Here is a 20,356-nt window from a genome sequence, read left to right on the forward strand (position 1 = left end):
GCCCCGGCCATCCGCCGGGTCGGCCGACGAAAGAGAGCGATACATGCGCCGAACAGTCCTCAGCGCCACGGCAGCCGCGTGCGTCGCCGTGCTGGCGAGCACGGTGCCCGCGTTCGCCGACGGCCCGAGCGCGTCCCCCACCCGTCCCTCCGCCACCTCCGAACCGTCGGCCCGGCCGAGCGCGCCGACCAGCGCGGAGCCGAGCTCGGTCCCCACCCGGGCGCCGAGCCGGGCGGCCACCCCCGTGCCCTCCGTCGTGCCGAGCGAGGGACGCGGCCAGGTGGGCGTCGTACCGAGTGGCGCTCCCAACACCGGCGTGACCACGGGCTCCGACAGCTCCGGCTCGGACGGCGCGCTGATCGGCGGCAGCGCCACCGGTGCCCTCGCGCTGGGCGGCGCGGCCGTCTTCCTCGTGCGCCGCCGGCGGGCGACCGGGGCATGACTCACCTCTCCAGGCGCGCTTTCGTCACCGTGACACTGGCCTCGCTGCTCATAAGTTGCGCCGGCCACAATGGCGACGGGGCATCTGCCACCCGCCCGAGTGGCACGCACGTGCCCGCCCGGTCCTCGGCGGGCCCGGCCAACGCATCGGCCCCGTTGAGCCGTTCGGTCCCGGCGCGGCTGCGGATTCCCGAGATCGGCGTCGACACCCCCGTCATGCGACTGGGGCTGGCGCAGGACGGTGGTGTGCAGGTGCCCCCGATCACCGCACACGACCAGGCGGGCTGGTACCAGAACTCCCCGGCGCCGGGCCAGACCGGTCCGTCGGTGATCCTCGGCCATGTCACGGTCGGCGCCTACGGGGACGGCGTCTTCCGCCGCCTCGACCGGCTGCGCCGGGGTGACGGGATCACGGTGCGCCTGGAGAACGGCAGATCGGCCGAGTTCAGCGTCACCTCCGTGCGGACCGTCGCCAAGGCCGACTTTCCGACGAAGGCGGTCTACGGCGACGTCGACCGGCCGGAACTGCGGCTCATCACGTGCGGCGGGCCTCGTACGGGCGACGGCTATCTCGACAATGTGATCGTCTTTGCCACGTTGAGCGCCACACGCCACTGAGCGGTTGCCGGCCGCCCCGATCCCGGGCCGATGGAACGTACGCCGTCGGTCCGGGGTCTTTCCTGCGGGTGCCCCCCGCGCCCCCGGGCGCGAAGAGCGCCCCCATCCCCCCATGGAGAGTGTTGAAACGGTCCCGTGAGAAGGCGGCAGCCGAACTGTTCGCCGTTCTCTACCCGCGCCTGGCCGGCTGGTGCCGCCGTCTGGTCGACGACGACGAGACCGCCCACGAGATCGCCTCGGAGGCGTTCACCCGCCTCTGGGCCCGCTGGACGACCGTGTCGGAGCCCCGGGGCTTCCTCTACGTCACGGCCGCCAACATCGTCCGGGACCACTGGCGCCGCCTGGAGCGCGAGCGCAAAGCCATGCGTCGCGTCACCGTGGAGGCGTCCGTGTCTCCGCCCACCGAGCAGACCGACGCCTCTGTCCGCCTGCTCGTGCAGGGGCTCCCCGAACGACTGCGCATACCGACCCTGTTGCACTACTACGCTGACTTGCCGATCCGGGAGGTGGCCGTGCTGACCGGGCGCAAGGAAGGAACCGTCAAGGCCGACCTGCACGCGGCCCGCGAACTGCTCCGCGCCCACCTGAGGAGAAGCCTTGATCACATACAGTGACGACGGACCGGACTTCGAACCCGACGACCCCCTCGCCGTCATCATGCGGCCGCCCTCTCAGCACCTGGCCCCTCCCGCCGGCCGGTACGAGGAGATCCGCCGTGGCGCGACCCGCCGCCGTATCCTCCGCGCTGCCGCCGGAGCCGGCGCGACCTGCACGGTCGCCGCCCTCCTCGCCCTGCCACTGCTGCGCACCGCCCACCACGACCCCGCCTCCCCGACGGTGCCCCTCGCCCCACCGCCCGCGAGCAGCCCCACGGCCCTGCCGACCCCGACCGATTCGACTTCCGCGAGTGCCACCCCTCGCCCCAGCGTCCGCCCCTCGACGGATACGACACCCGTTCCCACGCGCCCCCCGGCCACCACCGCCTCGCCATCCGCCGTCCCCTCCACACCCCCGACAGAACGCCCACCCACGGCCCCCACGTCACGCTCCCGGACAGCAGCGCCGTCGACGGACCCAAGGCGCTCTGATGCCACAGCGGCCTCTGGAACGAGGTGACATGTCGCGCATCAGCACTGAACGAAGCTCCCACGACGCACGAGGTTCTCGCACTCACGGGCAGATTCCGCGAGCTGAGCCGGGAACTTGCCCGTGAGTACGGGAATCCGGAAGTCGCGCGTCAGTCAACCCACCTCTCGCCGTGTCGATGCCGGTCCAGCCCCACAGCCGAGAACTCGTCCTCGCCAGCGCCTGCCACTACGCCCAACCACCGCAGCGCTTGAGAGATCGGGCTGCCGGCCGGCGGGAAGGGCTGGCCCTCCTCCACGTGAAGCGGGCCGAGCACGAGGGTGCCGCCATCCCACACGGCAGCCCGCTGCTCGCCTACGCCGCCGAAGTACTCGGCTTCCACGTAGGCCACCGGCCCACCGGCTGACCAGGCAGCCAGGGGCTTCTCAAACCCCCCTGGCAACCGCCAGAACCCCAACGCGCCTGCGCCGCTCCCGTCTGCGACGGAATCGAACAGGGCGTCCGTCATCGGCATCAGCGACAGGCCCTGACCGATCGACGCCAGCCGAGCGGCAGGCAGGTCCCGCGCCACACCCCGCAGCGCCTCCCCTTCAGCGATCACTGCTTGCAGGTCGTAACCCATCCCAAGCCCCGTCCAGATCCGAGGCCCCATCTTGTCCCAGACAGCGAAGGCGAACCCGCGTGGTACTCCCTCCCAGGACCACCACGCCCCAGGTGGGTTCTCGCCTGAGCACCGTCCAGATCCCTCGAACCCGCTGGTTCGGGTAGGCCTGCCGCCGCCGCAGGGCCGCTGCTGCCGGGCCGATACGACACCGACGGACGCCTGCAGGCATTGGGCGCAGTACGACGCTCCCGCATACCGCGCGGGCCGGGCCATCGCCGGGCTCCTCGCCCCGGCCGGACGACCACCCCTGGACGGGCTGGACATTCTCCCGCCGGGTGGGGCTCACGCGAGAGACTGCACGTCACCCTCGTCGAGCCGGAGCTGGTCGCTCGGTCGCGGCAGACGATCTCGATGCCGGGCGCGAGGACGCAGTTCGTATGTGACCGGCCCGGCATCTCCGTCTTGACGTGAGCTCCCCCGACACTGAGCTACGAAGCACCTCGTGCCCGCTCATCGAGCGGGCATCTCGCGTACCAACCCCGCATGATGCCAGCTTGCCGGGTGCCGCCACCGGCCTGCACTGTCACGGGCAACGTCGACTCCGAGCATGATCCGCCCGGTCACGCCCAGGAAGCCTGCCCGCCATGCCGAGCCAGACGATCCGGCCCTGGGCGTCGACCACGAGGTATAAGCCAGGGAAGAACGCCCTGACGGTGTCGACCCGGAACCACACAGGATCGGCGGCGCTGTAGCTGCCGAGGACGCGCGCCGGCAGCGGGTTGCGGACCCGCTGGAGAAGAGGGCCGGGGGGAGGAGCATCTTCGCGCATGCGCTGAGGGACTGCGGCGTCCCCCTGATCAGTACGGTCGGGTCGTTCGCTCCAGCCGGACCACGACCATGGCGATGTCGTCGTCCGCGCCGCTGGCGAGGCCCAGGCGGGCGAGGAGGGCGTCGGCGAGGTGTTCCGCGCCGAAGTCGGTGCAGGTGGCGAGGGTGGTGGTCAGGCGGGTCAGGCCGGTGTCTATGTCCTCGTCGCGGCGTTCTATCAGGCCGTCGGTGTAGAGGATGAGGGTGTCGCCGGGGGTGTAGGGGGCATTGGCCTGGGGGCGGGGGACGTGTTCGGGGCGGGCGCCCAGAGGTGGGTCGGTGGCCTGGTCGAGCAGGTCGCAGGTGCCGTCGGGGTGCAGCAGGACAGGTGGGGGGTGGCCGGCGCTGCTGTAGATGAGCAGGTGGCTGTGGCAGTCGATGAGGACCTGGACGGCGGTGGCGGCCAGCGCTCCCTCGACCGAGCGGGCGTACAGGCCCAGGACTTCCAGGGCTTGGGCGGGGCCGTGGACGGTGCGGGTGGCGGCGCTCAGCGCGCTGCGGAGCCTGCCCATGACGGTGGCTGCCGTCAGGCCGTGGCCGACCACGTCGCCGACGGTGACGGTGAAGCGGTCCGCGGGAAGGTCGACCGCGTCGTACCAGTCGCCGCACACGTTCAGTGATCCGGTCGCGGGGAGGTACCGCACAGCGATGTTCGGGTGCCGGGCCAGGTCGGGGGAGTGGAGCATCGCTTCTTGGAGGGCGACGGCGATGCGCCGTTCACGGGCGTGGGCTTGTCGCAGTTCCTCGTTCAGCTGCTGCAGCTGCCGCGCCCGGGCGTACAACTCGGCTTCCATGGCCGCCTCCCGCCCGGGGCGGCCCGAGGGCAGGTGCGCGGCTTGGTGGGCGTGGACGACGTCGGTCATGTCCTCGGAGCGGTGGATGATCCAGGCGACTTTGCCGTCCGGTCCGAGGACGGGCACGTTGATCGCGGTCCACCAGCGTTCCTTGAACACCTCGGGGTTCCCGGTGACCGGGATATCGTACTTCTGCAACGCCATGTGATCGGTCTGCCCGGTGGACAGGACACGGTGCAGTGAGGCTTTCAGCGTGTCCACCCCGTCGGCATCCGGGTCGGCGGGGTTGTCCGGGAAGACCTCGAAAAGGTACTGCCCCAGTAGCTCGGCCCGGCTACGTCCCGTCACCTCGCAGAAGGCCCGATTGGCAGCCGCGATCACCAGGTCCGTGCCGAGCACCAGGCACGGGCTCGGAAGGGCGGCGAACACCCCCGGGTAGTCGATCTTCGGTTCCACGCGCATTTCCTGCCAGTCGCTCACTCTTCAATCTACGAAAGGTCCGGCTCACACGCCTGCCGATCTCGCTAGACCGCAGCGCTGTACGTCCGCCACGGCTACTCCGAGATCCCGGCATAGTGCACGGGGCTGTACGTCGATATCTGCTATGGCAAGGACCTCGGCCGGCCCGACTGAACCAGAGTTCATCTCCCCGCAACGGCCGGGCCGACGCCACCGAAGCCGAGCCCACTTCCTCTGCGGACCTGCGCACGGTGCTGGAGGACCCCGGCACCCTGCGGGCTGTGCAGGCCAAGGCCGCCGAGCTTCAGGCCGACACGGAGCGGCCGCCACGGAGCGGCCGCCACGGAGCAACGCCTCCGTCGGGCGGCTGAAGCCCTCGCCCACCGTGACACCGACACCAGCGCAACGCCCCCGCAGCATGCCTTCAGGCCGAGCGCGGCCAGCAGCCCCTGCCCCCGGCCGCTCCACCACAGGAGGGCCCGCGCCCGTAGAAGCTCCCCGGCTCACTGCCTTCCGTTGCGCTCGCCTGGTGCCGCGGTCGGGGTCCCGGACGTCGCTGGCGGCACGTCGTGCACGGACCATGTACGTCTCCGGGGCGTGAAACCGCAAGGTCGGGGCGCAGCCGACGTCTTCGTCCACCGGCAGATTGGCTTTGTTCGCGAATTCGGACAGCACTTGTTCATCGCTTCGGGAGGCACCTGTGCCAGCCGGTGTTCGATGTTCACGAGAAACGACAGCACCGCAGTGGCCGTATGCAGCAGCGGCTTCCGCAGGACTGTTCAATAGAGCGGGAAGGCCCAGCCGCCGGGGTACCAGGGTTCGCGTTCGCCGCGGAAGGCCGCCGAGGCTCGGGATAGCGCACCACTCCGCAGTTCCTCGACGAGGCCAGCGGCCGCGAGGGCCGTCAGCGAAGTGCCGCCGAGGAAGACCGCGCCGAGTTCCGCCGCCGTCAGCCGCAGGTCGGCCGGAGCGGTCGTGGGCTCGCAGACGGCGCTCCCTGCTTCCGCCTGCAGTCGGTGGCGGCCGCTATTCCACGGGCAGAAGTCGTCCCGCACATCCAGCACCAGGTCCAGCGGAAGGCTGTAACTCCGGCCGACCAAGGCCCTGTCCACGTCGGCCAGCCGCAGCCACAGTCGGTCCACCGGCGTGGCCTGGACCGCCCGGGGTTCGATGAGCAGGTGGGGCAAGGGCTCGTCCACAGAGCCCTCGTAGTCGATCCGGCTCACCAGATCGATGCCGGCGAGGAAGCGCCACAGCGCCGCATACGCCTGGCGCGAGCACGCCGCCAGTTCCACCACCTCCACCACTCCGGCACTGCCGCCGCACCGTCTGGGGCGGAGCCGTGCCGGTACAACGCGTAGCCGGTGGCACGTCCGTCGCACTCCTGGTGCACGGCGAACCGCAGCGAGGTCGCGCCGCCGCGCCGATGCGGATGGTCGGCGAGGCGCACTGCCCAGTGGGCCGTCTGCCGGTCAGGCCAGCCGACCGTAGTGGTGCGGACCCGGTCGTAGATCTCCTCAAGAAGGGGGCGGGCCTGGTCGGCGTGCTGCAGCCGGACGGTTCCGTCACCGAAGTCGGTATCCGGGCGGAACCCCATGGCGGGTCGGTCGCAGCGCATCCGGTTACCGACGGTCGCGGGGCCGTAGCCGTACCGTCCGTAGATGCCAGCCTCCGAGGGACGGAGCGCGGCGATCGCCTCTCGTCGCTGCTCGTGCAGGTCGGTCAGCTGGGCGCGCATCATCGAGGTGAGGATGCCGCGGCGGCGATGCGTCGGGGCCACGCCCACCGAGGCGATCCCCGCCACGGGCAGGACGCCACCGGGAACGGTCAGCATCCGGCTGTAGACGGAGGCCCCGCCAACCGGCTCGCCCTCGTCGAACACGGCCAGGGTGCGAGAGAGATCCGTTGCAGCTCGCTGATCAGCAAGCTCCTCCTCCGAGCGATCCAGACCATAGGTGTCGGCAATCATGCGCGCCCAGGGAACGAACTCCTGCTCGCCAACGCAGCGAAGCTGGAACTGAGAAGTGGTCATCGGACATGTGTACAACACATCTGACGGAGCTGATCGGCCCACCTGCACGCAGTTCGCTGTCGGTGCCGCCTGAACTCCTGCACAGTTCGATTCGTCCTCGGCGCCCTCCGCCTCCGACATCGATGAACATCTGCTGTCCGTTCTCATGGACCAAGTCAGGCAGATCGAGATAGCTGAGCAACCCCAGAAACGACCGCATCCCATGAACGTGACGTGGATCTGGTGCGGTTGGCAGGACGTGCAAGATGAACCGTGCAGCGTCCTGGCGGGCCGCGCCCGACGGGCACGCTCAGCCGGTCGGGCCGGGCTCGAAGGCCGGGACGTCGGCGGGTGACAGCTCCGGGCGTGCCCGGTGCCAGCTTGCGGGGTGTCGCCACCGGCCTGCACTGTCGCGGGCGATGTCGACGCCGACCTCCTCCACCACCAGTTCCGGTGCCACGAGTGTGACGTTCAGCCTCTAGCGTGAGCCCCAGCGGGCGGAGAATGTCCAGCCCGTCCACGCGTGGTCGTCGCCGGCCGGGGCGAGGAGCCCGGCGACCGCCCGGCCCGCGGTCTGCGGGGGCGCGGACCGGGAGCCCGGAACGCACGCGAAGGGCAGCGCTGTGCACGGCAGGCGGATACCGTCGATGCTGCTCTGCCGTGTCAGGACGGCGGGGGTGGGGCGGCCCTTTTCCGCATGCGCCCTGGTACAGGCCGCCCCGACAACCCGGCCCAGTAGCCCAGCGACGCACGGCCCTGTTCCAGATCCCTCAACCACAGCCCCACCTGGCCGACCGGCAGACCGGCAGAGGTCACGATGACGAACGTATACCCCGCCCTCGTGGTCGCCCGGCCCCACTGCCGTTCGACAAACGCGACGCTGCCGGCTCGCCTCAAGGACCAGCGGAAGGTCAGACAGACGCCACGACCGCAGCGCGAATCCCGCGTCAGTGACGAGTTCAGACACCTCAAGGGATTGCTCCATCCGCCCCATCCTGCCGTAGTCCGAGTTCGGCCCGCACTCGGGTTTCGAGCACCGCCAGTCCTCGTCGCTCCGTTTCAGCGCCGCCACGGCAACGAACCGAAATCCTCAACTCACCGACTTGGAAGTCCTCAACTCGCGCACTACGCAGACCACTTGACTTGAAGAACAGACAGCCCGCCACCCGCTACGACGTGGGCAAGACCGCGAAACGACCCGAGAGCAGCACTGAACGAAACCGACTCAGACCATAAAGAACAAGCGACCCCGATCACCCAGCCCAGCCCAGGGCCCCGGTGGCATCCATGCCCGTGAAGTCCCTGGGCGTCCGGGTGCATTGGGCTGCGTACGAGAGGTCGGGCGCGGTGAAATGCGGGCGTGGCTCGCGGCGGTCACATGGCTTGAAATCCGCGTGATCAAGGTCACTGATCACTAGTCAGATGATCTGTTGCTGTAATGTCGGGACACCCAGGGCAGGGCTATTGGTGGCCCGAGTTCTGGCTCTTGACCCCCCACCAGAAGGAGCGTGTTCATGAAGCGCCGAATGATAATTTCTCTGGGAGCGGTTGGATTGACTGCGACCGTTCTGATATCAACCCCCGCAAGCGCCGAGGAATCGCCTCAGCCGCGGAGTGTCAAGTTTGCTGCTGCTGGTGGCGCGAGTTGTACCGCGACACCACAGAACCCCCACCGGTCTTCAGGGCAGCCCGATGGGCGGATTCTGTTCAAGACCCGGGTTACCTGCCAAGGCACCTACCCGTCGGTTACCGTGCACCTCAACGGCAGGCTGGAATTGGGGCCCCGTATGGGACCGAGGCAGGTCATGACCACTTCCAGTCAGACCCAGGTGATCAAGAATGGGAAGACTGCAACGTTTTACACGCCCCTGGAAGGCGGAAAGCAGGTGCGCAAGGCGGGGCGGTACACTGGCGTGATCAGTGGTCAGATCACGGCCCCGCAGCCCGGGAACATCGACACCGGCCTCAGCCAGACGCTCTACGTGAAGTAGCTCTCTAAGAGGGCGTGCCAACGTGACCCAGGTTCTATGATGAGGTCATGCATATTTGCACAGTAGACCCTAGGGACACCACCTGGGAGCAGGACCACGCCGTGTATCGCGTTTATTTCTGGGACACGGCTAGTAATCACTCGCACGAATACGAAGTGTCAGACGCTGATATTGACGAAGTGCTGACCTGGGCGCGGCGCGAAGCGGAGTCACGGGGATGGTCTTACACCGTCTATGTGAAGGTCAGTGACGGCGGGCAGCCAGGGCTCGTGCGGATCTGTGGTGTGATAGGCGACCCCTTTGCGGTATGACGCAAACAAGAGGTGTGGCACGTTGTGGCTTCCACTATTTACCCCCCGTGCGGCATTCTCCTCCTCCCTCGTGTAGGTGGGCGGGACCAGTTGCTTTCATTCAACTGGCCCCGCCCACCTACAATTTCAGGTGCGGGTAGGCGGCGGCGTCATCGAGACCCGGCCGCTTCTCGAAGACGAGCCAGGCGTCGAGCGCCGCTCGTCGAGCGTCGAGCGCCGCCACCTCCGGTCTGATGGCCAGTCCAGCAGTTTCCTTCCAGCCCCCGCGCGACCCACACCAACCGCAGCAGCGGATCGATCTCCTGGGGAAACTGGCCTTTGCGCAGCCAGTCCCCCGATCGTCGTTGGGCTGGCCTGCGCGGCCTCGGCCGGGGTGCGGTCCGATGGGCCGCCTTCAACAGGCCGTCACGGAACCGGACCAGCTCGTCGATCAACGCGGTGTATTCGGCTCTTGTGCCACTGGTCTCCTCACCACGATGCCTTGCACCCCCCGCTGGTTCGTGCGCGGGTGTCTACGGTGCCCCTGGACACCCAGGTGGTTACGCCACCTGCAGTGACCTGACCCCTAGCGCCCACCAGCGCACTTCCGGGCCGGTGTGTCCAATCGTCATTGGACTCCTGTGGGACGGCCCCGTGGACAGTCACCCTTGTCCCGGCAGCGCGGCGGGCAGATCTGGGCCCTGGCACTGGGCACCCTTCTCGACGAGGACATGCTCACGCACCTCACCGCCCGCTTCACCAGCCCACAGGCCGAAGGCACCGAGCTGCTGCGCACCGGCGCCGCCGAGATGCTGGACGCTCTCGCCCTGGCCGAAGCGCCTGCCCAGGGCGAAGCCGCCCAACCGCCGGCCACCCCTTCCCTGTTCAATCGAATGACCTTCGGTGTCGAGACCAGCCAGCTCGACACACTCGCCGAGGACGCCCAGCGCAGCGTCCTGAATCACCTGATCACCGTGCACCCGGCGACCGCCGGTGCGGCCGAAGCCCACCCCCGCCCCGGACACCCTGCCGACGAGGCGGCCCGCGCCTACCTGCGCCGTCTGTCATGCATCGGCGTGGGCGGGGAGCAGAGGCTGCTCGACCATGCTGTCGCGGCCCTGTCCGAGCGCGCCGACCTCGGTCATCCACCGCGCGCTGGCTCAACCCGGTGGACGGGGGCGGCGGCCGGCTGCCCTCGGGGAGCACGCTGCCGCATTGGCTGCACCTCAAGACGGTCTTCGTGGGCACCCTTCCAGGATTCTCCCGGCCGTCCCTCACGACCAGGAGGACGACACCGTTCGCGGCACTGGGGCGGCATGATGCGTGGCATGGATCAGGGGGATGCAGCCGTGTGGGCTGCTGCGCTGGGGATTGCTGGAACGCTGGCGGGTGCACTGGGAGGCGCCATCGTCCAAGGACGATTGATCCGGCGGCAGGTGCAGGACCAAGAAGCCGTGGATGTAAGGCATCGGCTGAGGGAAGAGCGGCAAGCGGCGTTTGTGGCCGTCCTTGATCGATGTAGCGAGGCAGAGGCCACCTTCAGCTCGATCATCGTTGCTCGTGTCCAGCCTGGGTGGGATGACGATGCTGACCACCGGGAGCTATGGGCTCCTACCAACGCCGCCTTGGAAGCACTACGGCGAGCAGTGACAGCGGTGGCGATCACCGGCCCTGACTCCATGGCCGACTTGGCTTCTGCCATCCATGAAGCAGTCCAGGCGAAGGCGAACGCGATGCGCCTTCCCGCGGCCGACTTCGCGCAGCGTGTCCGCATGTTCGGAGAGCACAGCACGGTACTGGAACAGGCGCAGCGCAACTTCATACGGCAGGCCAGGGCTGTACTCGCCGCTCCGGCGCGATAGCGGCCAAGGCCAGCCCTCAAGGGCCCTCTCCGGGACGCAGCGCTGGCGCCCTCAAGGGGCCCTCTCCGGGACGCAGCGCTGGCGTGGGCGCAGCGAGGCACTCCTAGGCGCTGCTGAGCCCTCAGACCCCCACTTTTCGGGCGGGTGGGGCGGGGCGCGCCACCGGAGCCCGCCTGTCAGTGACGGCTTGTTAAGCCTTGTCCCGGAAATGATCTATGAGTCGTCGCATGACGTACCACCCACAGGCGTGCCTATATCCAGTGAGGGCCAGGTTGTGTAGGCGTGCGACGCCGAGCATGGCGTGGTGGACACCATCGCCTTTCAGGCGGCAGTCGCGAAGGATCTTCCAGGTCTTCATGCGGGCGAGGACGTGCTCGACGCGGGTGCGCACCTTGCGATGGGAAGTGTTGTGTTCCTCTTTCCAGGCTGGGAGTTCAGTCTGGCCTGGTCCGCGGCGGTGTGGGATGACCAGGCCGGTGCCCCGGTAACCGCCGTCTGCGATCGCGGTGGTGCGGCCGACGGAGGCCCTCGCGCCTGAACAGCTCCCATGCCCTGCAGTCGTTGCGGTTCCCGGGCACCGGCCGTCCGACCACAATGACCATCCGTGTGTCTGCGTCGATGACCACTTGGTGGTTGGTGGAGCGTAGTTCTTGGACTGCTAGGCCGTGTATCGAAAGTGGATCTTGAGCGGTGAATGATCACGGTTCATGGGGCGGGGGGATCTCACAGACGAGCAGTGGGCAGTGCTGGAGCCGTTGTTGCCGAGGGGGACCAGGGGCGGGTCGGCCGCCCGTCTGGCCTCGCCGGCAGCTGATCGACGGCATACGGTTTCGGGTACGAACTGGTGTGTCGTGGCGGGACGTACCCGTCGAGTACGGGCCGTGGGGCCGGGTTTACGACCTGTTCCGTCGGTGGCAGCGGAACGGCACCTGGCACCGGATCGTCACCCGGCTCCAGTCCCTGGCCGACGCGAAGGGGGCGATCACGTGGGACCTGAATGTCGACTCCACGGTCTGCCGCGCCCACCAGCATGCGGCCGGGGCCCGCAAGCAGGGCGACCTGCAGAAGGAACCACCGGGCGGCGTGTTCACCGAGCCCTGCGATCACGGGTTGGGGCGCTCGCGCGGCGGGTTCACCACCAAGCTGCACCTGGCCGCCGAGCAGGGGCAGAAACCCATGGCGATCGTGATCACGGCCGGGCAGCGCGGGGACTCGCCGCAGTTCGAACCCGTGCTGGAGAGGGTCCGAGTGCCCCGCATCGGACCGGGCCGGCCACGCCTCCGCCCTGATCGCGTGCGGGCTGATAAGGCCTACGCCTCCCGCAAGAACCGCGCCTACCTGCGCCGCCGTGGAATCCTCTGCACCATCCCCGACAAGGCCGACCAGGCCCGCAACCGCCGAAAACTCGGCTCCCGCGGCGGCCGGCCGCCGCATTTCGACCCGGCCGACTACCGCGAGCGCCACGCCGTCGAGTGTGGAATCAATCGCCTCAAGCGCCATCGGGCCGTGGCCACCCGCTACGACAAGCTCGCGGTCCGCTTCGAAGCTACAGTCCTCGTCACGGCCATCAACGAGTGGCTGTGATGAGCACTCGTCGCTACAGCTCGTAGTCCTGGGCCAGCTCCTCCCAGGGAATGCTGCGCAGCGCAAGGTCAGCATCCTCACCCGCCGGTACCTCTGGTGCTGGCTGGAACCAGGCGACGATGAGGGAAGAGCCGTCCATTGCCGGGTCGAGCGCCGTGGAGTCGAAGACGCCGACGCAGGCCACGGAAGGCAGCACCTCAACGGGACCGAAGGCGCCGGCGGTCTCGTCCGGGTACTCGCGCGAGGGCGGAACGAGATGGACCGGCGTGGAGGGAAACGCAAGCTCGGCCTGCCGCTGGACCCAGCTGACCTTCCGGTCGTTGATGCGCTTGCACGGGTAGCCCTCCAGCATCCCCCCGTAGGTCGAAGACATCCGTAGCTCGGTGAGCCGGATCGATCGACCGGACAAGAGGACTATGCGACCCAGTGACATGCCGACACCCTATGCGCACGATCCACTTCCGATACACGGCCTAGGCGGCGCAGTGGTCGCGGGTGGGCACGAGCGTGCCGTCGACGATGAGCACGGCGCCGGCGCGGAAGCGTTGCCGCTGTTTGAGCGCCAGCAACGGCCAAATGTGGTCGATGATGCGGTCGGCGGCTGACTTGGAGATGCCGAACAGCGGGGCAAGCTGGCGCAGTGTCAGGTTGGCCCGCCAGTAAGCGGTGACCAGCAGCACGCGGTCTTCCAGCGGCACTGACCAGGGACGTCCCCGGCGAGTCAGCTCAGCACCTTCTCGGCGCAACATAGCGATCAGCCTGGGGAAGTCGCGCGGTTGCAGTCCGCTGAACGAGGCTATCCAATGCGGTTCCGACGCCGTGATCACACCAGCCACGTGAAGAGATCGTTCGTGTCTTGTGTTACGACTCGGGGAGCGATAGAGGCGCGTCCTCGGCCGTGACGTGAAGGCGGCCGTGCCATGCTGCTGTTCCTCCAGCACCCCACCCGGTGACAGACGCGGCCCGAAAACTCCCTGGACCGTCCGACCCGGCTCGGCCATGATCCTCACGTGACCACCTACCTCGAGTCCGAGCGCCTGACCCTCCGCCACTTCGCCGCCGCCGACGCGGACCTGCTGATCGAGCTGGACAGCGACCCGGCGGTGATGCGCTACCTGACCGGCGGCGCTCCGACCCCGCCAGAGGAGGTCCGCGACCTCGCCATCCCCAGCATCCTCGCCGGCTACGAGCGCTGGGATCATGACCTCGGCCTGTTCGCCGCGCACGAGAAGGACGGCGGCGCGTTCGTTGGCTGGTTCTGCCTGCGTCCGCTGCGCAGCGGCCCGCGTGAGGAGGCCGAACTCGGCTACCGCCTGCGCCAGGCGGCCTGGGGCCGGGGCTACGCCACCGAGGTCTCGCAGGCGCTGCTGGCGAAGGGGTTCGCCGAGCTCGGCATCCGCATGGTGTGGGCCGAGACGATGACCGTGAACCGCCCTTCGCGCAACGTTATGGAGAAGCTCGGGATGACGCTCGCGGAAAACATCCCCACGCCGGACGACATGATGGCGGTTGAGGGTTCCGAGCACGGGGGTGTGCGGTACGAGATCACGAAGGAGCAGTGGGAGCTGCGGCAGGCGTAGGCGGCGCGAGGCGCGGCGCCCGTGGATGTGAAGTCATCAGCCCGCGTGGCCTTGTCTCATCGTGCCCTATCGGGCTTATCCCGGCAGCATCTTGCAGAACTCGTCGCTGAGCTCGTCCGTGCGTGGGAGACGCAGCAGGAGTCTGCGCTGCGGGAGCGGCGCGGCGGCGACCGCCGCCGCGAGGCCGGTGCGGGCCCGAAGCATCGTCTGGTGTTCGTCGACCGGGTGCTGGTCACGCTCGCGCACCTGGGACACGATCTTCCGCACTCGGCCCTGGCTGTGCTGTTAGGAGTGGACCGCTCCACGGCGTCCGCCGCGATCCGGCAGGTCCGGCCGCTGCTGGCGGCGCGCGGGTTCGCCGTGCCCGATCAGCCCGGCATCCGGCTGCGCACCATCGAGGACGTGTTCGCCTACGCCGAGGCCGAGGACGTCGAGCTGCGTATCGACGGCACCGACGTGCAGGTGAGACGCCGGAAGGCCGGGCGTCCGGGCCGCAAGGCGTTCGTGTCCGGCAAGCGCAAGCAGAACACCATCAAGGCCACCACGTTCAGCGATGGCCAGGGCCGCACCCTGTTCTCCGGGGTCGCGCGGCCAGGACGGATGCACGACCAGACCGCGGTGCGCACCGAGGGCATCGCCGAGCAGCTACGCTGCCGCCCCGGCGTCAAGGTGCATGTCGACGAGGGCTACCGGGGCCTGACAAACCAGTTCCCACACCAGGTCACCGCCCCACCCCGCAAGCCGAAGAAGGACGCGACCCTCGGCGAGCAGCACGCCTGGCGGCACGAACGCCGAGCACAGTCCTCCAACCGGATCTGCGTGGAGCACGCCAACGCCGAGTACAAGCAGTGGCGGCCCCTGCAGCGCTACACCGGCCGCCGCGAATACTTCGCCGAAACCCAAGCCGCCATAGCCGGCCTGGTCTCCGACCGGTCAGCCCGCCGGGCCACCCGCCGCAAGACGAGCAAAGAACTCGTCCTCGCCGCCGACGCCCGCCCGACGTCCTGCTGATCAATCCCAGGCGGATTGCTCAGCCGAGCCTCCCCAAATTCTTATCGCTCCCCAAGCCGTTAGGGGCGGGGGCCGGAGAACCGGGGCATGGCGCGCCCAGCCGCCCCCGGGAATAACCGGTGGGGGTACGGGTCACCGGTGACTAGTCTCACGCCCATGGAGATCCGCACGTTCGAGGAGTCCGATTGGCCGCAGGTCTGGCCGATCGTCGAGCAGATCGTCCGCAAGGGGGACACCTTCTGCTACGACCCGCTGCAAAGCGAGGCACAGGCACGCGACATGTGGGTGGTGGCGCCGCCGGGGCACGTTGTCGTCGCCATGGAGGACCAGCGCATTGTCGGCACCTCCAACATGTACCCCAATCGTCCCGGCCCCGGCGCGCACGTTGCCAGCGGAAACTTCATGGTCGCGGCAGAGGCGCGGGGCCGGGGTGTCGGCCAGGCGCTGGGCGAGTACCTGCTGGACTGGGCGCGCAGCCGCGAATTCGTCGGCGTGCAGTTCAACGCAGTCGCTGCCTCCAACGCCCCGGCCGTCAGGCTGTACGAGCGTCTCGGGTTCACGATGATCGGCACCGTTCCGGGCGCCTTCCGGCATCCGACGCTGGGGCCGGTCGGCCTACATGTCATGTACCACGACTTTGCCTCGTGACCGCGGGGGCAGGCAGTCACGGGCTACTGCGAACGTGAGGGTCTGCGTCACCCTCGTGGGGATGGAGCTGGTGGGCGAGGCCGGCGTCGCCCCTGCAGTGCAGGTCGTGGGCAGCACCCGGCGAACTGGCATCGAGCGCGCCTGACTCAGGCCTCGACCCCACCACAGCGCGCGAGGCGGTGTTGTGACGCGTGAGGGACGAGGCCGGGCAGGGTGGGATACGTCGGGTGGGACGGCTTTCGTGGGCTGCCGTGAGGAGCTGTCCGCTCGAGCTTAGGCCGATCTTCCCGCTCAGTGGCTGACTGTCCGGCCGTCTTGGTACACGAGGAAGTAGTCCCTGGCAGGGAAGGTGAACTCGAACACCATGCCGTACTTGCGGCGCAGGTTCGTGACGCTGGGTGAGGCTGGCTCACGCAGGCAACGCTGGACAGGTGAATTGCTGGGGGTGAGGGCCTTGCGAAGGTAGGCGGGCAGTGCCTGGCACCCGGCCGGATCCGCTTCCCAGCCGGGAAAACGAGACCACGGCGGATCTTGGACCGGCACACGGTCTATGGCCGTGGAAGGCATGGTTCATGACCTGGAGGTTGCCGGATCCGATGCTCGCCGCCACCGTGTCCGACCCAGCCCTGCCCCCGGATTGGGCGGCGGAGCCGAAGCCCGCACCGGGTCGCTCCGGTGCGGCTGCCCCGTGAGACCGGCTGCGCTGACGCGGACGATGCAGTCGGTGGCTCACACAGTCTGGGTTCCTGCGTCGATCTGCGAGTGCCTGATTTGCGATCGCAGCCGCCTACTCGTCCATAACGATCCGCCTAGCACATGGCGCGCCCGGCCACGCGCGGGTGGGGGCGTGGATGACGAGGCGGTGCCGCACCCCCCCCCACGGCGATCTCGCCGGTCCGGGCGCTGTCCTGACCGACCCGGTGGCCGTCGACCCCTCGCGTCGGAGTTCGTCGGTCACGGCGGCTGGGCACGAGTGGCTGCACGTTCGGCCCGGCTCTGCATCTGCGAGAGGGGGCGGGATCAGGTCGACACAGATCTTGGGCGAAAACGTTGCCGGCGCAGGTGGATCTTGGGTTGACCGTCAGACGCGACCATGTTCGCCACAGCGAAAAGCCGCACGCCGGTCACGGCGAGCCGCAAGGTTTGTCGAAAGCGTCTACGCCGGCGCTTTCGCCCAACGGCTTGCAGCCCTGGGGCGGTGACCGCGAGCTTGTACACGCTGAAACCCCGACCGGCAGTACGCGCGACAACCTCGCATGCGGCGGCGCGATCCGGGGGACTCGTGGATGGCGACGGAATGGACCGGAGGGTAGTTCGATGGCTGCCGATACCGCTTCCTCGACGACGCGGAAAAATCCACCTACCAGTAGCTCGACACCGTCCGGGCATGACGGCCGACAGGTGGAGGGCAATGCGGCCGACCGCGACACTGTTCGGTTGACCCTGCCCCTGGTGGGTGAATTCGCCCTACCGGCTTCGCCGGACCAGCTGGCGTTCTTCGGCGGGGTTGGCCTACTCACGGTGACCGGCTTGATCGAATGGCCGGTCGCTGGGGTGATCCTCGTTGGGCACCTACTGGCGGCCAACCGGAACCACCAGGCTCTACACGAATTCGGGGAGAGCCTCGAACAGGCTTGAGTCCCGGCAGGCGGAACTGCCCTCCCGGCGATAAGGCAGGCCGCCCCGGTCGTACGCGGGCGGGATGCATGACTGGCCGCTCGTTCGCCGCGTGCGTGTGGACTGGGGCGCCATGCCGCTCCGGGTTGTCGCTGGGACCCCAGAAGCCGGACGGATCGGCGATGCGTGCGGTCCGGGAGCATCACTGTCTCTTGCCCGCCGCGCGAGCGAGGGCGTAAGCGGCGAGTGAGACCGCGAGCCAGGCGGTAGTGGCCACGGTCAAGGCGAGCCAGGCCGAGTGGCCGCGCAGCAGCGTGGTGGCGAGAAGGGAGAACGCCAGCAATCCGAGCGTGCCCAGGGTCGCTCCGCGGGTGTCTTCGCGAGCGCTGCGAAGGCCCTCTTCCTTGGCCACCAGGGTGAGGCTCGCCAGCAGGATGGCGGGGAAGGCAAGGAATGCCCCGCCTGGGAATGGACCGAACACCGTGGAGACGATCGCGGCGAGAAGGGACACGCCCGCCCCGAAGGCGAAGCGGACGAGCAGGTCCTTGCGCGGTATCTGTCCCGCGGCGCCCGGCGTCAGCCGTACCCGGTCGGCGTTCTCCGCGTTCTGGGCGGGTTGCGGGGCGTTCATGGTGCCACCGCAAAGGTGACGGCGGCCGCCAGGGCGAGCCACATCACGAGCGCTGCCGCCGAGCCGCGCAGTGCCCCTAGCCTGCTCAAGGCGGGCACATCGACGATGGTGTAGGCGGTGAACGCGACCGCTCCGCCGATCATGCCGCGGGCTGCCAGCGAGGCGTCATGGTTGCCTTTGAACACGACGGTCAGGATCAGACTGGCCAGGGCCACCGAGGGTGCCGCGGCGAAGATGCCGGCCAGCCGTTTGGGCTGGACGGCCTCGGCCAACAAGGCGAACGCCACGACGAACAGGCCACCGGCGCAGGCTTTCAGGACGATCTCCGGCAAGGATCTCATCCGAACAACGTGGGCCTGACTCGTCGTGCAGGCAACGGGCCACGCCGTTCGGCTGCCTTAGCACTGAGCGGCCGGATCGTCACGGCGCGCACCGCTCCAGCGCCCAGTGCCCGGTGCCCGGTGCCCGGTGCACCAGCGTCGTCGAGTGGTATGCCCTCACGCCTACCAGTAATGGCGTCGACCCCCGACGGCGTGTCCCACGGAGCCGAGAAGGAACAGGATGAGCCCGATGACGAGCAGGATGATCCCGATCGTCCACAGGATGCCGATATGCAGGAGGAATCCGACGATGAGCAGGATGATGCCGAGGGCGATCATGGTTGCCTCCTTCGTTTGCGGTCGGCGTGATAACAGCCACCGCTGAGGGCGGCGACTGGTAGGCGTCGGCTGTTGTGCTGGCGGCGTCGCGTGAGGCGGTGAGCAGGCGGTCAAGATTGACCGGTGGTGGCGCAGGGCTGTGCGTTGGATTTCAATGTCCAATTGGGGCAATGTGACCCAAAAGTGTGATACCCGGTCGTGCAAGATTCATAACTGGCCTGGGCGGCAGCCCAATTTCTACCTCGATCCGGTGGACATTGGTATCGCGATCGAGGCTGCAGGAGCCATGGAGGCGTAGAAGGCATCCCCACACAGACTTGTGAAGGTCGTGGGCGGGGCAGGAGGTCTCCGAACAGCTTCTGCGCCACTGATCCGGACATGGCGCGGGTCTTCGCCCGGACCACTTTCCTGTCGGACTCCCGGCGCGATCTGAAGAGCGTGCGGGTGCCTGCGCTGGTGCTGGAATGCACCCACGATGTCATCGCTCCCCGGGAGGTCGGTGCCTTAGTCCACCAGGAGATCCCCGGCTCGACGCTGGTCACCCTGGAGGTGACCGCGGCGTTGCCCGCATCTGTCGGCGCCCGAGGCGACCAACGATGCGCTCACGGGTTTCGTGGCAGATCTGCGCTGATCGCGGGGCTGGTCGGAATCGCCTGTGCACCCCGCACCATGTTCCACGGTGCGCGCCGCTCGCCCCTCCGTACCCAGCCGCGCGTGCCCGGCCGTACCCGTGATGGCCTGCCCGCGTCCGCCGCGGAATCCACGGAAGTGATCAGCGCGGCGGGCACCTGAAGGGCGCCGACCGGGTTCTGCGGCTCGGTCAGGGAGCTGGTGATCAGCTCGGAGTCCTCCTTGCTGATCAGGCCGAGCCGCTCGGACTCGACCACCAGATAAGTGAGCTGCTCGCGGTTGTGGACGGCCGTCAGCTCGTCGCGCGGGGTGACCCGGCACAGCCGCACTAGCGCGTTGCTCATCCGGTTCAGCAGCCAGAGCAGCGGGCGGACCCCCCTGACCAGACCGCGGAAGGCCGGTGCCAGCAGTATGGCGGAGCGCTCCGGATGAGCGATGGCCCACGACTTGGGCGCCATCTCGCCGACCACCATGTGCAGGAACACCACCACCACCATGGCGACGGCGAACGCGAACCGCCTGCTCGTGCGCGATGCCACCGCCGTCATCGGCTCCGTCCACGCCCGCGACGCGCTGATGGCCCGCACGCAGGGCAGGCCGGTCAGCGCCCGTGACCAGGCCCGACCCGTGCCGGAACTGACCAAACGGGACACCATCAGCCACGCCATCGAGCAGCTGCGCCAGCGGCGAGCGTCGCTGGCCGTCGTCCGTGACGCCGACGGACAGCTCACCGGCATGGTCACCCCGGACGACCTGCTCGCCCGGCTCCTGCACCCGCAGGCGGCGTAAGAACGTTCTGGTAGGGGGCAGGAAGCAGCGGCTGACCGCGTAGGCCGCCCGCAGTGTTCGGGGTGTTGGCGGTATGCCAGCATCCCGATCACGCTGCACGACGGCGTTGGCAGACCCTTCGGAGTCCTCTGGATGACCGGTGAGCCACACTTGGCCAGTGTTTTCACGAATAAACGGCAGCGCC

At 68.6% G+C, this 20,356-nt stretch carries 20 protein-coding genes and 6 pseudogenes; 12 read left to right on the forward strand and 14 right to left on the reverse strand.

The window, feature by feature from the left end:
- Window positions 1–43 precede the first annotated feature (43 nt).
- From ACIBA9_RS30025 to ACIBA9_RS30035, 3 genes are all read left to right on the forward strand, one after another.
- Window positions 44–442, forward strand: a complete 399-nt coding sequence (locus ACIBA9_RS30025; protein ID WP_399367894.1) for a sortase-dependent protein — start codon at window positions 44–46, stop codon at window positions 440–442.
- Entirely contained in the window at window positions 439–1,059 is a 621-nt protein-coding gene (locus ACIBA9_RS30030; RefSeq protein ID WP_399367896.1) for a class F sortase, read from the forward strand. Before ACIBA9_RS30025 ends, ACIBA9_RS30030 begins: the two co-directional genes overlap by 4 nt.
- 122 nt (window positions 1,060–1,181) lie before the next feature.
- Window positions 1,182–1,673 carry an RNA polymerase sigma factor gene (locus ACIBA9_RS30035; RefSeq protein WP_399367899.1) on the forward strand — a complete coding sequence of 164 codons (492 nt, stop codon included), beginning with the start codon at window positions 1,182–1,184 and terminating at the stop codon, window positions 1,671–1,673.
- 623 nt (window positions 1,674–2,296) lie between these two features.
- On the opposite strand, the gene ACIBA9_RS30040 is transcribed toward ACIBA9_RS30035, so the two are convergent.
- The 6 genes from ACIBA9_RS30040 to ACIBA9_RS30065 form a co-directional block, all read right to left on the reverse strand.
- Window positions 2,297–2,767 carry a hypothetical protein gene (locus ACIBA9_RS30040; protein ID WP_399367901.1) on the reverse strand — a complete coding sequence of 157 codons (471 nt, stop codon included), beginning with the start codon at window positions 2,765–2,767 and terminating at the stop codon, window positions 2,297–2,299.
- Window positions 2,768–3,606: 839 nt separating this feature from the next.
- Window positions 3,607–4,872, reverse strand: a complete 1,266-nt coding sequence (locus ACIBA9_RS30045; RefSeq protein WP_399368068.1) for a SpoIIE family protein phosphatase — start codon at window positions 4,870–4,872, stop codon at window positions 3,607–3,609.
- 776 nt (window positions 4,873–5,648) lie between these two features.
- Window positions 5,649–6,164 carry a sterol carrier protein domain-containing protein gene (locus tag ACIBA9_RS30050; protein WP_399367903.1) on the reverse strand — a complete coding sequence of 172 codons (516 nt, stop codon included), beginning with the start codon at window positions 6,162–6,164 and terminating at the stop codon, window positions 5,649–5,651.
- Window positions 6,092–6,901, reverse strand: a complete 810-nt coding sequence (locus tag ACIBA9_RS30055; protein ID WP_399367905.1) for a GNAT family N-acetyltransferase — start codon at window positions 6,899–6,901, stop codon at window positions 6,092–6,094. Before ACIBA9_RS30055 ends, ACIBA9_RS30050 begins: the two co-directional genes overlap by 73 nt.
- Window positions 6,902–7,190: 289 nt before the next feature.
- Complete coding sequence (locus ACIBA9_RS30060) at window positions 7,191–7,340, reverse strand: ATP-dependent DNA ligase (protein WP_399367907.1); 150 nt, start codon at window positions 7,338–7,340, stop codon at window positions 7,191–7,193.
- A 203-nt stretch (window positions 7,341–7,543) separates the two neighbouring features.
- Complete coding sequence (locus ACIBA9_RS30065) at window positions 7,544–7,852, reverse strand: GNAT family N-acetyltransferase (RefSeq protein ID WP_399367909.1); 309 nt, start codon at window positions 7,850–7,852, stop codon at window positions 7,544–7,546.
- An 833-nt stretch (window positions 7,853–8,685) separates the two neighbouring features.
- Between ACIBA9_RS30065 and ACIBA9_RS30070 the strand changes: the two genes are divergently transcribed.
- Entirely contained in the window at window positions 8,686–8,871 is a 186-nt protein-coding gene (locus tag ACIBA9_RS30070) for a hypothetical protein (RefSeq protein ID WP_399367911.1), read from the forward strand.
- A gap of 958 nt (window positions 8,872–9,829) precedes the next feature.
- Entirely contained in the window at window positions 9,830–11,023 is a 1,194-nt protein-coding gene (locus ACIBA9_RS30075) for a hypothetical protein (RefSeq protein WP_399367913.1), read from the forward strand.
- A gap of 190 nt (window positions 11,024–11,213) precedes the next feature.
- On the opposite strand, the pseudogene ACIBA9_RS30080 reads toward ACIBA9_RS30075, so the two are convergent.
- Window positions 11,214–11,664, reverse strand: a pseudogene (locus ACIBA9_RS30080) (transposase); the annotation flags it as partial.
- 66 nt (window positions 11,665–11,730) lie between these two features.
- On the opposite strand from ACIBA9_RS30080, the gene ACIBA9_RS30085 reads away from it, so the two are divergent.
- Window positions 11,731–12,607 (forward strand): IS5 family transposase gene (locus ACIBA9_RS30085; RefSeq protein WP_399367915.1). Its coding sequence is split into 2 segments (ribosomal slippage): window positions 11,731–11,787 and window positions 11,789–12,607, totalling 876 coding nucleotides; the frame shifts between segments, so codons are not numbered across the junction.
- A 13-nt stretch (window positions 12,608–12,620) separates the two neighbouring features.
- On the opposite strand, the gene ACIBA9_RS30090 is transcribed toward ACIBA9_RS30085, so the two are convergent.
- Together ACIBA9_RS30090 and ACIBA9_RS30095 are read right to left on the reverse strand one after the other, a co-directional pair.
- Entirely contained in the window at window positions 12,621–13,040 is a 420-nt protein-coding gene (locus ACIBA9_RS30090; protein WP_399367917.1) for a hypothetical protein, read from the reverse strand.
- Between the two features lie 43 nt (window positions 13,041–13,083).
- Window positions 13,084–13,443, reverse strand: a pseudogene (locus tag ACIBA9_RS30095) (transposase family protein); the annotation flags it as partial.
- Window positions 13,444–13,617: 174 nt separating this feature from the next.
- Between ACIBA9_RS30095 and ACIBA9_RS30100 the strand changes: the two are divergent.
- From ACIBA9_RS30100 to ACIBA9_RS30110, 3 genes and pseudogenes are all read left to right on the forward strand, one after another.
- Entirely contained in the window at window positions 13,618–14,187 is a 570-nt protein-coding gene (locus tag ACIBA9_RS30100) for a GNAT family N-acetyltransferase (protein WP_399367919.1), read from the forward strand.
- 27 nt (window positions 14,188–14,214) lie between these two features.
- Window positions 14,215–15,123: pseudogene (locus ACIBA9_RS30105) on the forward strand (transposase family protein); the annotation flags it as partial.
- Between the two features lie 231 nt (window positions 15,124–15,354).
- Window positions 15,355–15,846 carry a GNAT family N-acetyltransferase gene (locus tag ACIBA9_RS30110; protein WP_399367921.1) on the forward strand — a complete coding sequence of 164 codons (492 nt, stop codon included), beginning with the start codon at window positions 15,355–15,357 and terminating at the stop codon, window positions 15,844–15,846.
- Window positions 15,847–16,137: 291 nt separating this feature from the next.
- Here ACIBA9_RS30110 and ACIBA9_RS30115 read toward each other — a convergent pair whose 3' ends face one another.
- Window positions 16,138–16,413: a hypothetical protein gene (locus ACIBA9_RS30115; RefSeq protein WP_399367923.1), complete on the reverse strand. Its 276-nt coding sequence runs from the start codon at window positions 16,411–16,413 to the stop codon at window positions 16,138–16,140.
- A gap of 870 nt (window positions 16,414–17,283) precedes the next feature.
- On the opposite strand from ACIBA9_RS30115, the gene ACIBA9_RS30120 reads away from it, so the two are divergent.
- Window positions 17,284–17,484 (forward strand): hypothetical protein, encoded by a 201-nt coding sequence (locus tag ACIBA9_RS30120; RefSeq protein ID WP_399367925.1) that lies wholly within the window; start codon window positions 17,284–17,286, stop codon window positions 17,482–17,484.
- Between the two features lie 181 nt (window positions 17,485–17,665).
- Here the strand turns inward: ACIBA9_RS30120 and ACIBA9_RS30125 are convergent, their stop codons facing one another.
- The 3 genes from ACIBA9_RS30125 to ACIBA9_RS30135 form a co-directional block, all read right to left on the reverse strand.
- Entirely contained in the window at window positions 17,666–18,094 is a 429-nt protein-coding gene (locus ACIBA9_RS30125; protein ID WP_399367927.1) for a DUF3147 family protein, read from the reverse strand.
- Window positions 18,091–18,426 (reverse strand): DUF3147 family protein, encoded by a 336-nt coding sequence (locus tag ACIBA9_RS30130; RefSeq protein WP_399367929.1) that lies wholly within the window; start codon window positions 18,424–18,426, stop codon window positions 18,091–18,093. Before ACIBA9_RS30130 ends, ACIBA9_RS30125 begins: the two co-directional genes overlap by 4 nt.
- Window positions 18,427–18,597: 171 nt before the next feature.
- Window positions 18,598–18,753 carry a DUF6131 family protein gene (locus tag ACIBA9_RS30135; RefSeq protein WP_167528460.1) on the reverse strand — a complete coding sequence of 52 codons (156 nt, stop codon included), beginning with the start codon at window positions 18,751–18,753 and terminating at the stop codon, window positions 18,598–18,600.
- Between the two features lie 336 nt (window positions 18,754–19,089).
- Here ACIBA9_RS30135 and ACIBA9_RS30140 point away from each other — a divergent pair.
- Window positions 19,090–19,384, forward strand: a pseudogene (locus tag ACIBA9_RS30140) (alpha/beta fold hydrolase); the annotation flags it as partial.
- 112 nt (window positions 19,385–19,496) lie between these two features.
- On the opposite strand, the pseudogene ACIBA9_RS30145 reads toward ACIBA9_RS30140, so the two are convergent.
- Window positions 19,497–19,901: pseudogene (locus tag ACIBA9_RS30145) on the reverse strand (CNNM domain-containing protein); the annotation flags it as partial.
- Between ACIBA9_RS30145 and ACIBA9_RS30150 the strand changes: the two are divergent.
- Window positions 19,888–20,172 (forward strand): annotated as a pseudogene (locus tag ACIBA9_RS30150) (CBS domain-containing protein); the annotation flags it as partial. The pseudogenes ACIBA9_RS30145 and ACIBA9_RS30150 overlap by 14 nt on opposite strands.
- Window positions 20,173–20,356 lie beyond the last annotated feature (184 nt).

It is taken from the genome of Streptomyces sp. NPDC051452, assembly GCF_044454765.1.
In the GTDB taxonomy this organism is placed as follows: Bacteria; Actinomycetota; Actinomycetes; order Streptomycetales; family Streptomycetaceae; genus Streptomyces.

Excerpts from the sequence above, each read along its gene's own strand:
- ACIBA9_RS30025 (WP_399367894.1), top strand. The coding sequence starts at position 44 with ATGCGCCGAACAGTCCTCAGCGCCACGGCAGCCGCGTGCGTCGCCGTG.
- ACIBA9_RS30030 (WP_399367896.1), top strand. The coding sequence starts at position 439 with ATGACTCACCTCTCCAGGCGCGCTTTCGTCACCGTGACACTGGCCTCG.
- ACIBA9_RS30040 (WP_399367901.1), bottom strand. The coding sequence starts at position 2,767 with ATGGGTTACGACCTGCAAGCAGTGATCGCTGAAGGGGAGGCGCTGCGG.
- ACIBA9_RS30045 (WP_399368068.1), bottom strand. The coding sequence starts at position 4,872 with ATGCGCGTGGAACCGAAGATCGACTACCCGGGGGTGTTCGCCGCCCTT.
- ACIBA9_RS30055 (WP_399367905.1), bottom strand. The coding sequence starts at position 6,901 with ATGACCACTTCTCAGTTCCAGCTTCGCTGCGTTGGCGAGCAGGAGTTC.
- ACIBA9_RS30070 (WP_399367911.1), top strand. The coding sequence starts at position 8,686 with ATGACCACTTCCAGTCAGACCCAGGTGATCAAGAATGGGAAGACTGCA.
- ACIBA9_RS30090 (WP_399367917.1), bottom strand. The coding sequence starts at position 13,040 with ATGTCACTGGGTCGCATAGTCCTCTTGTCCGGTCGATCGATCCGGCTC.
- ACIBA9_RS30110 (WP_399367921.1), top strand. The coding sequence starts at position 15,355 with ATGGAGATCCGCACGTTCGAGGAGTCCGATTGGCCGCAGGTCTGGCCG.
- ACIBA9_RS30115 (WP_399367923.1), bottom strand. The coding sequence starts at position 16,413 with ATGCCTTCCACGGCCATAGACCGTGTGCCGGTCCAAGATCCGCCGTGG.
- ACIBA9_RS30125 (WP_399367927.1), bottom strand. The coding sequence starts at position 18,094 with ATGAACGCCCCGCAACCCGCCCAGAACGCGGAGAACGCCGACCGGGTA.
- ACIBA9_RS30135 (WP_167528460.1), bottom strand. The coding sequence starts at position 18,753 with ATGATCGCCCTCGGCATCATCCTGCTCATCGTCGGATTCCTCCTGCAT.